The organism is Saccharibacillus sacchari (genome assembly GCF_037722395.1).
Classification (GTDB): Bacteria; Bacillota; Bacilli; order Paenibacillales; family Paenibacillaceae; genus Saccharibacillus; species Saccharibacillus sacchari_A.
Window position 1 is genome coordinate 1 of the sequence record NZ_JBBKAR010000050.1, and the last position, 13,150, is coordinate 13,150.

General features: G+C 57.0%; 13 protein-coding genes. 3 read left to right on the forward strand and 10 right to left on the reverse strand.

Annotation, left to right across the window (positions count from 1 at the left end):
- Positions 1-82: 82 nt before the first annotated feature.
- Positions 83-2,647, reverse strand: a complete 2,565-nt coding sequence (locus WKI47_RS19715; protein ID WP_340228891.1) for an excinuclease ABC subunit UvrA — start codon at positions 2,645-2,647, stop codon at positions 83-85.
- Positions 2,648-2,828: 181 nt separating this feature from the next.
- On the opposite strand from WKI47_RS19715, the gene WKI47_RS19720 reads away from it, so the two are divergent.
- Positions 2,829-3,590, forward strand: coding sequence for a MerR family DNA-binding transcriptional regulator (locus tag WKI47_RS19720; RefSeq protein ID WP_340228892.1), 762 nt, complete (start codon positions 2,829-2,831; stop codon positions 3,588-3,590).
- An 11-nt stretch (positions 3,591-3,601) separates the two neighbouring features.
- Here WKI47_RS19720 and WKI47_RS19725 read toward each other — a convergent pair whose 3' ends face one another.
- Positions 3,602-4,195: a TetR/AcrR family transcriptional regulator gene (locus WKI47_RS19725; RefSeq protein ID WP_340228893.1), complete on the reverse strand. Its 594-nt coding sequence runs from the start codon at positions 4,193-4,195 to the stop codon at positions 3,602-3,604.
- Positions 4,196-4,406: 211 nt separating this feature from the next.
- On the opposite strand from WKI47_RS19725, the gene WKI47_RS19730 reads away from it, so the two are divergent.
- Positions 4,407-5,663 (forward strand): cytochrome P450, encoded by a 1,257-nt coding sequence (locus tag WKI47_RS19730; protein ID WP_340228894.1) that lies wholly within the window; start codon positions 4,407-4,409, stop codon positions 5,661-5,663.
- A 194-nt stretch (positions 5,664-5,857) separates the two neighbouring features.
- Here WKI47_RS19730 and moaA read toward each other — a convergent pair whose 3' ends face one another.
- Genes moaA through glp form a run of 6 tightly spaced genes read right to left on the reverse strand, consistent with a single transcriptional unit; the run spans position 5,858 to position 10,171 of the window.
- On the reverse strand, positions 5,858-6,874 hold the full coding sequence (gene moaA, locus WKI47_RS19735; RefSeq protein WP_340228895.1) for a GTP 3',8-cyclase MoaA: 1,017 nt from the start codon (positions 6,872-6,874) through the stop codon (positions 5,858-5,860).
- 16 nt (positions 6,875-6,890) lie between these two features.
- Positions 6,891-7,538 (reverse strand): molybdenum cofactor guanylyltransferase, encoded by a 648-nt coding sequence (locus tag WKI47_RS19740; protein ID WP_340228896.1) that lies wholly within the window; start codon positions 7,536-7,538, stop codon positions 6,891-6,893.
- 2 nt (positions 7,539-7,540) lie between these two features.
- Positions 7,541-7,774 carry a molybdopterin converting factor subunit 1 gene (gene moaD / locus WKI47_RS19745; RefSeq protein WP_340228897.1) on the reverse strand — a complete coding sequence of 78 codons (234 nt, stop codon included), beginning with the start codon at positions 7,772-7,774 and terminating at the stop codon, positions 7,541-7,543.
- Positions 7,771-8,214 (reverse strand): molybdenum cofactor biosynthesis protein MoaE, encoded by a 444-nt coding sequence (locus WKI47_RS19750; RefSeq protein ID WP_340228898.1) that lies wholly within the window; start codon positions 8,212-8,214, stop codon positions 7,771-7,773. The genes moaD and WKI47_RS19750 overlap by 4 nt, the downstream gene beginning before the upstream one ends.
- Positions 8,211-8,897 carry a molybdopterin-guanine dinucleotide biosynthesis protein B gene (gene mobB / locus WKI47_RS19755; RefSeq protein WP_340228899.1) on the reverse strand — a complete coding sequence of 229 codons (687 nt, stop codon included), beginning with the start codon at positions 8,895-8,897 and terminating at the stop codon, positions 8,211-8,213. Before mobB ends, WKI47_RS19750 begins: the two co-directional genes overlap by 4 nt.
- Positions 8,894-10,171 carry a gephyrin-like molybdotransferase Glp gene (glp, locus tag WKI47_RS19760; protein WP_340228900.1) on the reverse strand — a complete coding sequence of 426 codons (1,278 nt, stop codon included), beginning with the start codon at positions 10,169-10,171 and terminating at the stop codon, positions 8,894-8,896. The genes mobB and glp overlap by 4 nt, the downstream gene beginning before the upstream one ends.
- A gap of 64 nt (positions 10,172-10,235) precedes the next feature.
- On the opposite strand from glp, the gene moaC reads away from it, so the two are divergent.
- A complete protein-coding gene (gene moaC / locus WKI47_RS19765; protein WP_340228901.1) occupies positions 10,236-10,727 on the forward strand; it encodes a cyclic pyranopterin monophosphate synthase MoaC in 492 nt (163 codons plus the stop codon).
- Between the two features lie 768 nt (positions 10,728-11,495).
- Here the strand turns inward: moaC and WKI47_RS19770 are convergent.
- Positions 11,496-12,026 (reverse strand): MogA/MoaB family molybdenum cofactor biosynthesis protein, encoded by a 531-nt coding sequence (locus WKI47_RS19770; RefSeq protein WP_340228902.1) that lies wholly within the window; start codon positions 12,024-12,026, stop codon positions 11,496-11,498.
- 82 nt (positions 12,027-12,108) lie between these two features.
- Positions 12,109-13,140, reverse strand: a complete 1,032-nt coding sequence (locus tag WKI47_RS19775; protein ID WP_340228903.1) for a ThiF family adenylyltransferase — start codon at positions 13,138-13,140, stop codon at positions 12,109-12,111.
- Positions 13,141-13,150: the final 10 nt, after the last annotated feature.

The following is a 13,150-nucleotide window of genomic DNA, read 5'->3' on the forward strand; positions in this document are numbered from 1 at the left end:
TAATCAACAGGCCTAGCACATACGCACTTATTTGAAGACTCGGGAGCCAATCGAACGGAATAAGTGCATTTGAGCACTTATTTCACCCGTCCTTCCTTAAATGTTCGGCCGTAGCGGTCGTGCCGCTGAGCTTCATGTCTTGCGGCGTTCCTTCGAACACGAGCTGTCCGCCGTTCACGCCGCCTTCCGGGCCGAGGTCGACGATCCAATCCGCCGCCCGGATCACCTGCAAGTTATGCTCGACGATCAGGATCGTGTGTCCGGCTTGAACCATGCGGCGCAGCAGCGTCAGAAAATGCTCGGTATCGAGCGGATGCAATCCCGACGTCGGCTCGTCCATCAGGTACAGGACGCGTTTGCCTGTCGTGCCGAGCAGTTCCGTCGCCAGCTTCAACCGCTGCCCTTCCCCGCCGGACAGCGTGGTCAGCGTCTGCCCCAGCTCCAGATAGCCGAGTCCTACTTCCCGAAGCAGATGTAGCGTACGCATGATGCCGGAGCGTCCGGCGAACAATTCCGCCGCTTCTTCGACCGAAGCGCGAAGCACGTCATGGATCGAATATCCCCGGTACTCGACCGCAAGCACGTCGTTTTGGAACTGACGCCCGCCGCAGACCGGACAGACCACCTCGATATTTTGGAAAAAAAGCATATTGCTCGTCACGGTTCCGAGTCCTTCGCAGTTCTCGCAGCGTCCTCCCGCCATGTTGAACGAGAAACTGCGCGCCGATAATCCGGCGGCTTTGGATGGTTCCAGCGAACCGAACAGCTTGCGAATGTCCGTATAGACATCGCAATATGTCGCCACGTTCGAACGCTTCATGCGGGAAATCTGCGCTTGCCGAATACTGACGATCCGGTCGAATCTGTCCAATCCGCTAATCGCGTCGGCCGCCGGATGCGCGCCGCTTTCGGCCAACACGCCGAAAATCAGCGAAGATTTGCCGGAACCGGATACTCCGGTCACTGCGGTCAGTTTCTCTGTCGGGAAACGGACGCTGACGTTGTTCAGATTATGCAAAGTCGCGCCTTCGATCTGTATCCAAGCTCCGTCTGCGCCAAGCCGTTCGGTTTCGTCGCGGCTCGGATTCGGGTTTGGCTTTGCCCGGACCGGTTTTTTCGGTTCCTGCTCGCCTGCTCCGCTTCCCGTAGCCGCGTCCGATCCCCGCCCGTTCGGGCTTGCTTCGGCGATTCCGTTCAGATATTGTCCCGTTACGGAACCGCGCTGCTTTTTCAACTCGTCCAACGTTCCCGTCGCGATCACTTCGCCGCCGTGGCGTCCCGCTCCCGGACCCATATCGACAAGATAATCCGCCGCTTTCATCATATCCGTGTCATGTTCGATCACGATCACCGTATTGCCCAGATCGCGCAGCCGGTATAGCATGGCGATCACGCCTTCCGTATCGCGGGGATGCAGACCGGCCGTCGGCTCGTCGAAAACGTACAGAATGCCCGTCATATCCGAATCGAGTGCCGCTGCCATCCTCACCCGCTGGCTTTCGCCGCCGGAGAGCGTCATCATCTGGCGGTCGATCGACAAATAACCAAGCCCGGTCCGCATCAGTCTGCCGAGCTTGGTATTCAGGTCGTTCAGATAGATCCGGGCCGGTTCACGCTGCGCGGCTCCGAGAGATTCGTTCAGCTTCGCGATCCAGTCCCGCAATTCCTCAAAAGAAAGCCGTGCAAGCTGCGGTAGCCTCGTATGGCCGACGGTGACGCTTCGGGCTTGTTCGTTCAAGCGCTCGCCTGCGCACTCCGGGCAAACCACCGAATCGAAAAAAACTTCCCCTTCTTTGGATTCGCCGCCTTTTTCCGATATGCGTCTCCAAAGCGTCGTGTACACCCCTTCGAATTTGCCGCTGCCGGCCGTTTTGGGCGGAACGATCTGCGGGAAAAAACGTTTCGCTTCGGCGGAATCCGTTCCGTGCAGCAGGATCGTTCGGCGTCCTTCCCCGTATTCGCGTATGGGCGTATCCGGCTTCACCGAAACGCCGTAATGGCGAAAAGCTTTGTATAACACATCTACCTGATACGCCAAATACCCGCTTTGTACCCAGTACAGAATCCCGCCTTTTTCGGGGGAAAGCGATTCGTCGACGCAGCGTTCCGGCAAAAGGCTCAAAACATGTCCCAGCCCTTCGCAGCGCGTGCAAGCTCCTTCTTTGGTATTGTAGGAAAAATGCGTGCGCGTAAGCTTGTCCATCCGTTGTCCGCAGCGATTGCAGTCCATGTACACATGAAACTGTCCGTCGGATCTGACCGTCTCTTCCCGGCAATCGGCCGCGGATACCGTTTCCCCGCAGTGCGGGCAGATCCGTTCTCCCAACTTCTCGTAAATCATGCGCAGATCGGTGTAAATATCCGTTTTGGTGCCGACCGTCGAGCGCGGATTGCGGTTTTTGTCATGCTGCCCGATCTGTACGGCCGGCGAAAGATTGCGGATCGACTCCACTTTCGGTTTGCGGATGCCTTCCAGCCCGATCGTCTCCAGATACTGCCGACCGCATTCCTGGAAGATCGTATCGACCAGCGTTGATTTGCCGGAGCCGGATATCCCCGTGAATACCGTTATTTTGCCGCGCGGAATATCCAGGTTCACCTGCTTCAGATTGCCTTCTTCCGCTTTTCTGATTTCGATCGCTTTCATGTTTATTTCCCTCCTTCGCTGCATTTCTTTAACGATCATACAACATTCATGCAACCTTTCGGTTTGACGCGAACAACCCCAGCAGCGGCGGGCATCGAAAGATGATAAAATTGCCGTAGCACTTGAAGGTTGGACTTGAAGGTTGAAGACGTATTCGAAAAAAGACGCGGGAGGATTGTTCATGCAAACTACGTTCCGGCATATGGACGAAAACGAAACGTGGACGCCGACGCAAGCCGCGCGGCTCCTGAACGTCAGCACCACTACGCTTCGCCGTTACGAGCAGTTGGAGTTGGTGCCGGACGTGCCGCGAAAAGGCGCGGGACGCCGCGTATACGCAAAACCGCATATGCAAGCTTTTGCCGCGCTGCGGGCGCTGCTTCAAGCTTACGACATTTCCGTTTCGTACACGGTGATGAAGTCTATTCGGGAAAACAAAGCATTGGAGGCGCTATGGCGGATCAATGAAGAACAAGCGGAGATCCAGCGGGAGCGGCAGCGCGTGGCGGAGATGCAAGAGCTGATCGGGCAAGCGGATTTCGCGAAATACGGCGGCCGCCGCATTGGCGAACGCTTGTCGATCCGGGAAGCGGCGGACATCGCGGGCGTCAATGCTTCGGCGATCCGGCATTGGGAAAAAGAAGGGCTGATCGCCCCGGCGCGCGACGCGCGTAACGGCTACCGGATTTTCGGTCCGCGCGAGCTGCGCCGGATCGTCGTTATCAGCAGTTTGCGGCGCACCGTTTATTTTATCGACCACATGAAAAAGCTGTTGGAAGACCTGGATGCGCATAACGCGGCGGCCGTGGAAAAGTCGTTCGTGATCGCGCTGGAAAGGCTCGACCGACGTCTGCGGCTTCAATATTCGGCGATTGCGGCGGTGTTGGAGTATATCGCAATTTTGGGCGAAAGCGAAGCGGCGGAGACGGACACTCCCAAGTAAACGTCGACCGGTCAAAAAACGAGTCGGCGTTCCAGCGAAGCGGTCAGCGAGCTTTCTTCGTCCTGTTCCAGCCAGTCTTCGATCGTGACCCGCAGCGCCGTCATATGCAAAGCGACAAGAAAGCGCAGATCCATATGCAGCGATTCCGGCTTCAGCCGCAAAGCAAGCGCTTGGCAAAGCTCTGGCTCCGTTTCCATCGTCGCGTACAGAAACAGCGAAGCGAGCGCGGGCGATTGCTTGGCGATCCGGTAACGGACAAGCAGCCCTTCCCGTTGCCGCTCGTACAGTCCGGCCAGATGCAAAAAGATCAGGCGCAGACCTTCGCGAACCGTCGTTTCCGTAGGCAGCTCGTTGGCCTGCGTCAACCCTTCCTGCTGGATCGAGCGGATCATGCCCGACAGGATATCTTCTTTGGAATCGAAATAACGGAAAAAAGTGCGCGAAGACATCGTGACGGCGTCGGCGATCTCTTGCACGGAAGTGCCGTGATAGCCTTTTTCGTTGAATAAATGCAGCGCGGCTTCGGTGATGGCCTGTTCGGCCATCTTTTTTTTGCGTTCTCTCAGCCCGGCGGCCGAGGACGACGCGGGGATCGGCTCCGTCATGGTTGTTCCTCCTTTCGCAAAGGTTGGCGTCTTGTCTAAATATAACTTACGGATACGCCAAACGTAAATCGACGCTTCAAGCCCGACAAGTCGGATACATAAGCGGGTTCACTCATACTATGTCTTAAATTGACTTTTGTCACTCTGTGACAATATAATTTTTTTAAGCTCTTCTCGCGGAGAGCAAATCTATCGCGGAAGGAAGATCAGGATGAACAACGAGCGTACAACAACGGCGGAGCAGGCGGCTTCGGGAATTTTCAACGGAGAAAACGGGCTTGATCCGTTTGCGGTATTCGCGCAAATGCGCGAAGCCGGACCGATCCTGTCGGTGCCGGTCGAGATGGGCGGCGTCAAGTTCCGCGCCTGGATGGTGACCCGGTTCGACGAAGCATTGGAAGTGCTCAAAAACCATCGGCGGTTCACCGTGGACCGGAGCAGTTTGGACGATCAAGGCGCCGGCGAAAGCTTCATTCAGCAGGACGAGTCGTCCCCCGCTACCTTTTTTACTGGAAAGTCGATGCTGACCGTGGACGAACCGGACCATCGGCGGTTGCGGGGACTGGTGTCCAAAGCGTTCACGCCGAAGTATATGGAAAGCTTACGTCCGCGCGTGCAGGAGTTGGCCGATCAATTGCTCGACCGGGTGCAGGCCGACGGCGAGATGGATCTGGTGCGCGATTACGCTTATCCCCTTCCGATCAACGTGATCTGCGATATGCTGGGCATTCCCGAACAAGACCATGCCGATATCCGTCTCTGGTCCGGCGCGATCGCGCACGGTCTCGGTCTGGGACGTCACGAGCCGGAAGTCGCGGAGCATATGCGCGCGTTCGGGGAATATACGGCGCGTCTGGTCCATGCCAAGCGCGTATCGCCGGGCGACGATCTGATCAGCCAACTGATCGCGATCGAAGAAGAAGGCGACCGTCTGAGCGAGCAGGAGCTGTATTCGATGATTACGCTGTTGGTGTTCGCCGGTCACGAAACGACGTCGAACCTGATCGCGACGGGCAGCCTGATGCTGCTCGACCATCCCGAACAGTCGGCGAAGCTTCAACGCGATCTTTCGCTCGTTCCCGCCGCGGTCGAGGAGCTGCTGCGCTTCAACGGTCCTTCCACGATCGCGGGTCCGCGCTTCGCGCTCGAAGACACGGAAATCGCCGGGCAAGCGATCCGGCGCGGCGATATGATCTTCCCCGTGCTCAAATCGGCGAATCGCGACGAATTGAAATTCGACGATCCGGAAACGTTGGATCTCGCGCGCAACGTCACCCGTCATCTCGCGTTCGGCAACGGCATTCATATGTGCCTGGGCACGCCGCTGGCCCGGATCGAAGCGGATATCGCGTTCTCCACGCTGCTGCGCCGTTTGCCGGAACTTAAGCTCGCGATTCCGCGCGAAGACGTAACCTGGAGCTTCGCGCTCAGTTCGCAAGGGTTGAGCGCGCTGCCGGTCAAGTTCTGAACCTGCGGTTCAAGCGCCGGGTCGGCGAAGGCAAATTCGAATCCGCCAAAGACGACGGCCAGACCGGTTCGATCAATAGTTAAAATCGTCAAATGACGAAAAACGCGTACGATGATCCGACAAGATCGACGTAAAGAAAAAGACTGCCCCGGCCATGAACATGGTTTTCGGGACAGTCCTTTTTTTATGGAGAATCAACCGCCGATGTACGACATGTCGATCTTTTTGCGATTTCGCGCCGTCTGTTCGGTCCGTTCATCGGAGTACCGATCGGCGCGGGCTTCCCACACGTCGACGATCGCCGAGCGGATCTCTTCGTCGCTTGCGCCGCCGCGCAGCAAGGCCCGGAGATCAAAGCCTTTGTAAGCGAACAGACAGGTGTAAAAGATTCCGTTGGACGATAGACGCGCTCTCGTGCAGGACGAGCAAAACGATTCCGAGACCGAGGTGATAAAGCCGACTTCGGCGTTCGTTCCCGCGTATCGGTAACGGGAAGCGACTTCGCCGAAATAATCGGGTTCGACGGCTTCCAGTTCATGCGCTTCGCGCAGACGTTCGTAGATCTCTTTTTTGGTGACGACTTTTTTGAAGCTCCATCCGTTGTCGTTGCCGACGTCCATAAATTCGATAAAGCGCAGCGTCACGCCTTTTTCTTTAAAATAAGCGGCCATCGGCAAAATTTCGGATTCGTTGACGCCTTTTTGCACGACCATATTGACTTTGACTTCGAATCCGGTGTCCACGGCGCGGTCGATTTGTTTCAAAATAAGCGCCGAATCGACCCCGCGTCCGTTCAGGCGCCCGAACAGTTCGGGGTCCAACGCGTCCAGACTGACGTTCAGCCGTCTAAGGCCCGCGTCGTGAAGGGCTTGCGCATGAGCGCCGAGCAGCACGCCGTTGGTGGTCAGACCCACGTCTTCCACGCCGTCGACGTGCAGGATACGGGAAACCAGTTCGGGCATATTTTTGCGCAGAAGCGGTTCGCCGCCCGTTAACCGGATTTTTTTCACGCCGATCGACGCGAACAATCTCGTTAACCGCTCGATTTCTTCGAACGTCAGCAGTTCGCTTTTCCGCATGAACGCGAAGTCGTCACCGAAGATTTCTTTGGGCATGCAGTAGGAACAGCGGAAATTGCAGCGGTCCGTAACGGAAATGCGCAGATCGCGGATCGGTCTGCGTAATCGGTCTATAGGCGTTTGACGGTTCATGGTCCTTCCTCCTTTCTTAATCGGGCGGCTGATCGCTGTCGTCAGCGGTATTGTGATTGCGGAAAACGTCTTCGTCGGGATTGAGGGCCGCGGAGTCGATCCAACAGGTATGAAGCCGTTCCAGCATCTTCATCACGCCGAGCTGCCCGGCCAATACGGCTTTTTCCAACGGAATCGACACGTCATGCCGCCATACGCTGAACAGCGGGATCGCGGCGTCCGGCGTGCGCACGGCGACCACGTCGGCGGCCGGAGCGGCTGCCGCAAGTTCGTTCAATCCGCGTACTTCGTCAGGACCGATCGACGGCATATCGCAAGCCATCACGATATAGCGGCTATCCGGGTACTCGCGCATGGCGGTGCAGATTCCGGCGAGCGGGCCTTGCCCTGCGATATGCGGCAGATCGGTGCAGATTTTCAGCTCTGACGGGAATCGGTGTTGCAGCTCACGGCTCGTCACGATCACGGTCGAATCGCAAACCCCGCCAAGCGCATCAAGCGAACGCTGGTAAAACATGCGATTGTCGTTCTCTTTTGGATTACCCATTATCGCAAATGCTTTGGGGGAACCGAAGCGGCGCGACAAGCCTCCCGCCAGCAAAATACCTATCGTCGGAAGGTCGTCGGCGCGGTCCCGGCTGCCGTTAACGTCACGCTCAGGCATCTTCATCCGCCGCTGACCGGAGGGATCAGCGCCGCCGTATCTCCGGGTTGCAGCACGTCTTCCGCAAGTGCGTATTCTTCGTTGATCGCGACGCGAACCGCGTCCAGCGGCATCTGCGGATACCGTTTGCCGACCCATTCCAATAGTTCGTTCACCGTTCGTCCCGCAAGATCGGCTTGCTCGTGCGCCGTGCCTGCGGCTTCTTTCAATCCCGCAAAATAAAAGATCGTAATCATGGATTCTCTCCTTCTTCCGGTTTTCGGCGTTGGTCGCCGATCCATTCCGTGCCGTTTTCCCAGATTTCTTTCTTCCAGATCGGGACGAGTTCTTTGATTCGCTCGATCGCGTATTCGTTCGCTTCGTAAGCGTCGCGCCGATGCGGAGACGATACCGCGATCACGACGGCGATCTCGCCGATCTTCAGTTCGCCGATCCGGTGCGCGATCGCCGTTCGGGTGCCCGGCCATTTTTCTTCCATCTCCGCGCCGATGCGGTCCAGCATTTTTTCGGCCATCGGAATATAAGCTTCGTAGGCCAGGTATAACGTACGGATGCCGCGCGTCCATTCGCGCACATGCCCGGTAAACAACGTGACCGCTCCGGCTTCGGGGCGCAGCACGTAATCGGCGTAGCGTTGAGGGTCGATCGGTTCCGTCACGATTTCATAAGCTTTCATATCGAGGCTCCTTTCAGCCAGCGGGTGAACCAGGCCGTGATCTCGCCGTGCTGCTGCCGGGCGTACACGAGAGGCCGCAGCGGGTCGTTCGGACAGGTTTGGGGCGCTTTCGCGGCGGATATTTTCGGTATTTGCGACAGTTGCGCAGCCAAGTCATCGTCGATCGCGACGATAAGTTCGATATTCGTCAACGACCGGAGCGCTTCTTGATCTTCGAGCGAACGAACCAGCACGATTTTCGGAAACGGTTCGTTTTTGAATCCTTCGATCAAGATGAGATCCGGCTGCGCGTACTGTTCGGTAAGCCGGATCAGCGCGTTCAGTTCGTCCGGCTGCGCGCTTGCGCTTCGCTGTCTGCCTTGCAGCAGCATCACGCCGTCGCCGACGACGATCGAACTGTCGGCCCCCGTTTCAAAAAAGCGCGAAGCATCGGTAGGTTGCGGCGGCAGATCCGGCGTTCCGCCGTGTCCGTGATGCTTGATGGTCGAAGCGCGCCAGCCCAGACCGAGAGCCGTGCGAAGCAGGCTTTCGGCCAACGTCGTTTTTCCGCTGTTTTTGAACCCGACGATCTGAAGCCTTTTCGGCTCGGAAGTATCGCCCGGTCTACGACGTTTTTTGGCATCTTGGGCGCCTGTACAGCGAATGCCACTGTCTTCGCCGCTCCGGCGACGGATCTTCCTCACAGGTTCCAGACCGCCGAGCCTTCTTCCATGCCCGGAAGAATCACGTCCACGGTGTCTCCGGCTTTGAAGCCCCGCGTGCCGCCCGGCAGCACGATCAGCGCATTGCCGCGACCGATCGACGAAACGGCGTTCGATTTGTTGAATCCCGCCGGAACGACGCGTTCGCCGTCGTACACGGCGCGGACAAAGCGGGCAAACGGATTGGCTTTGCCGAAATCTTCGCCCAGAATCGCCCGCGTCTGCATCGGGTATACGCGCTGAGCGCCCATCATGCGCAGCAGCGCGGGACGGGCGAACAATTCGAAGCCCGTATAACAAGCCGACGGATTGCCGGACAAGCCGAACAGATACCGTCCGTCCAGCACCGCTACCGTCGTCACGCTGCCCGGCCGCATCGCGACTTTGTTGAACAGCACCTTCGCACCAAGGCGTTCGTACACGGCGGGCAGCAGATCGAAGTCGCCGACGGATACGCCGCCCGTCGTAATCAGGCAATCGCATTCGGTCAGCGCTTGCCGGACGGTATCCAGCATATCGTCCAGCCGGTCGACGGCGGCCGCGTACATCCGGCCGCGCACTCCCATCCGCCGAAGCTGCGCCGCGATCATCGGGCCGTTGCTGTTGCGGATCTTGCCGGGTTCGAGCGCGGAGCCTTGCTCCAGCAGTTCGGTCCCGGTCGACAAGATGCCGACGACCGGAAGCTTCGCGACTTCAAGCCGCTCGTAGCCGAACGTCGCCAGCAATGCGATCGTTCCGGGATGCACTAGGCTGCCCGCAGGCAGGATTTCTTCGCCCGAGCGCATATCCTCGCCGCGAAAAGAGATATTTTCGCCGGCTTCGAACGGTTTGCGGATCGTGAAGGACGCGTTTGTCTCCGTTCCTTCGACATCTGCCGCTCCGGCTGTCTCCTGCGTCTGTTCCAGCATGACCACCGCGTCCGCGCCTTGCGGCAACTGCGCTCCGGTCATGATGCGCACGGCTTGGCGTTTGCCTACTTTTTTGTCGGACACCGCGCCCGCTCCGATATGGTCGACGACCTCAAAAGCCACCCTGCCGCTTCCCGACGCGCCGACCGAATCTTTGGACCGGATCGCGAAGCCGTCGTACGGCGAACGGTCGAAAAAAGGCACGTCGTGAGCCGCGATCAGAGGCTCCGCGAGGATGCGTCCGTACGCTTCTTCGATCGGAACGAACTCGCTGCCCAGCCTGACGGCTTCCGCCTGTACCCGGGCTACGGCTTCGCTTACGGAAATGGGCGTTCTGATTTCTACCATTGAAATCTTCTCCTTTGCTCATGCTATACTGGGTTCATCTTGCAACGATGAAGGGATGATTATTTTGTCCGAATTGACTCATTTTAACGAACAGGGACGCGCCCGCATGGTCGACGTGTCGGAAAAAAACGAGACCGTTCGCACGGCGCGCGCCACGACGTCCGTCCGCGTCAACGAAACCATTTATCAGCAGATCCAAAGCGGCGGCAACAAAAAAGGCGACGTGCTTGCCGTTGCCCAGATCGCCGGGATCATGGCTGCCAAAAACACCGCGCAAATCATTCCGATGTGCCATCCGTTGATGCTCAGCGGCGTCGATATCGAATTCGAATGGCAAGTCGACGAATCGCAGGCTTCCTACGAAGTTTTCCTTTACGCGACGGTTCGCACCAAAGGGCCGACGGGCGTCGAGATGGAAGCGTTGACCGCCGCCAGCGCCGCGGCGCTCACGATCTACGATATGTGCAAAGCGGCCGGCAAAGAAATGGTGATCGGACCGACGATGCTGCTTGAAAAAAGCGGCGGTAAATCGGGCGATTACGTCAGAGCGCGCTGATAGGTTTGCTTTAACCCCACATAAAAATTCACGGAACTTGAGGAGCGCTCGGCGCTTCTTTTTTTGGCTGTAAAGATAGGGTATACCTTTGAGGCAGGGTATCCTCTTAGACCGTGTACGCTAGTACGCTAACTCAACGACGTACATTTTTTGCTGGCGTCGGAGTTTGCGTACATGCCTTGGTCGAAAAGCGGTAAATAAAATGCGAGCAAAAAGTCAGCATTTTCGAGCCGAAAATCGACTTTTGCAGAAAATGTTGACCTTATGCGCACATTTTAGGCCAAAAAGCGACGGAAACGTCTTTTCGAGCCGAAAATGTTGACGAAAGTTCAGCATTTTTTTGTTTTCGGAAAATTCAGCCTCGAAATGTGAGCAAAAAGTCAACAATCGCAGCAGAGCGCAGAGCATCGGCATCAAAAAGACCAAAAAAGTCAAAAAAGGAGCCAGGAAAGACCCAAAAAAGCCTAAGAAAGACCTAAAAATACTCGAAATCGCAAATCCATGAACGGCAGAGAACCCGCATGTTCAAATGGCTTCTCCCTTGCCCCACTCATGGCTCATTGCGTCTGCTCGTTACTCATTTGTCTCCGCCCGTTACTCTCTGCTTCGCTTATCGCTTCCTACTCCTGCTTCCTTACTCCATACCTTCACACTCGTTACTTGCTGCTTCGCTCATTGCCTCTGCTGCGCTGCTCCCTGTCCCGCTCGTTGCTTCTTGTTTTCCGCTCGTTACTCTCTGCCGCCGCTCCCTGCCGCACTCCGTGCTCCCTACTCCCCCGCTCCCGACCGATGCTTGGTCAGTTCATGCAGCATATGCCGGATTTCGGGCAGGATGATGCGCCGCATGGCGAGCGTGACGGCGCCGGTGGAGCCGGGGAGCGCGAAGATCATTTTTTCTTTGGCTGCTCCCGCGGCGGCGCGGCTTAGAACGGATCGCGTGCCGATGTCTTCGGCGAAACTCAGGTAGCGGAACAGTTCGCCGAAGCCGTCGAGTTCTTTTTCGAAAAGAGGACGTACAGCTTCGAGCGTGACGTCGCGGGCTGCGATTCCGGTGCCGCCGGTGGTGATGATGGCGTCGATCTCGCTGCGCAACAGCCAACCCGCGACGATGGAGTGAATCGCTTCGGCATCGTCGGTGCATAAGGTATATTCCGCGACTTCGATGCCTGCATGTTGTGCCAGTTCCAAGATACGTCCGCCGCTTTTGTCCGTTTCTTTGGTTCGTGTATCGCTGATTGTGAGCACGGCCAGGCGGATCAGATGCTCTCTTCCTGTCTTATCCGGTGTATACTCGCTCATCACCCATCTCTCCTTTATTCGCCTTGCTTGTACAGACTCCCTTACTCCGATTCCCTACATCTGATTAAGATTGGTCAAGCTACTACCCAAATAATTTTCGGTGCAATGTTCGTCCTTCGTCAATATTACCTGTTCCATGAATCAGCATTCTGCCGTTGCTAAACAAAATGAATCGTGCCTCCAGGGCATGGAACTCGACAAAATGTGGGGTTCGACGAACTTTGCCGCCTGCCCGATGACCGATGCGTTCTGCGTCATCCAGCGTGACCGGACGATTCGGATCGGGCAACACTTGCACCGTATCCCTTCCGCAAAGCGAAGCATATGCGGGCCTTGCGCTGCGGATCAGCGACGGGTATGTCGGAGCCGGACCGCAAGAAGGACAATCGGCTTTTCGAATTCGGGATATGCCGGTATCCAGCTGGGTTCCTGTCCATAGGTCGAAATGATGCACCTTCGTTCGAAGCGCCTTGCCGTTTCCGGTGAGACACTTCATAGCTTCCGCACATTGCAAGGCCGCTGTGACCTGCACGGCTGGCGCTATGATGCCCACCGTGTCGCAGGTGGCATTGGCTGCCGGAAGAACGGGAAGCAAACAGCGGAAGCAGGCCGAACGTTCCGGAACGAAAGGAAATACCGTACCCGAACTGCCTACACATGCGCCGTAAATCCAGGGAATTCGAGCTTCCAACGCCGCATCGTTAATCAGCAGCCGGGTCTCGAAATTGTCGGTGGCATCCATAATTAAAGAACAGCCAGCGGCCAGACGCCGTATTAAATTCACATCCAGATCTTCGAAATACGTATGCAACCGAAGATCGGAACGAATCTGAAGCAATCGCTCGCGCGCAGCCTCGACTTTAGGAGTCATCTGCTCGGCATCCTGTTCGGTAAAAAGCTGCTGCCGCTGAAGATTGGACCACTCTACATAATCCCGGTCGACCAGATGCAGTTCAGCTACGCCGGCACGCGTTAAGGTCTCGGCAATCGCCGAACCCAGCGCCCCGCAGCCGATCACGGCTACAGAAGCTTGCTCCAATTCGGATTGCCCGGACTTGCCGATTGGGCTGAACCGGATTTGACGGGAATAACGGTCGCCGTGAAAAGTATTCATGTGGATTGCT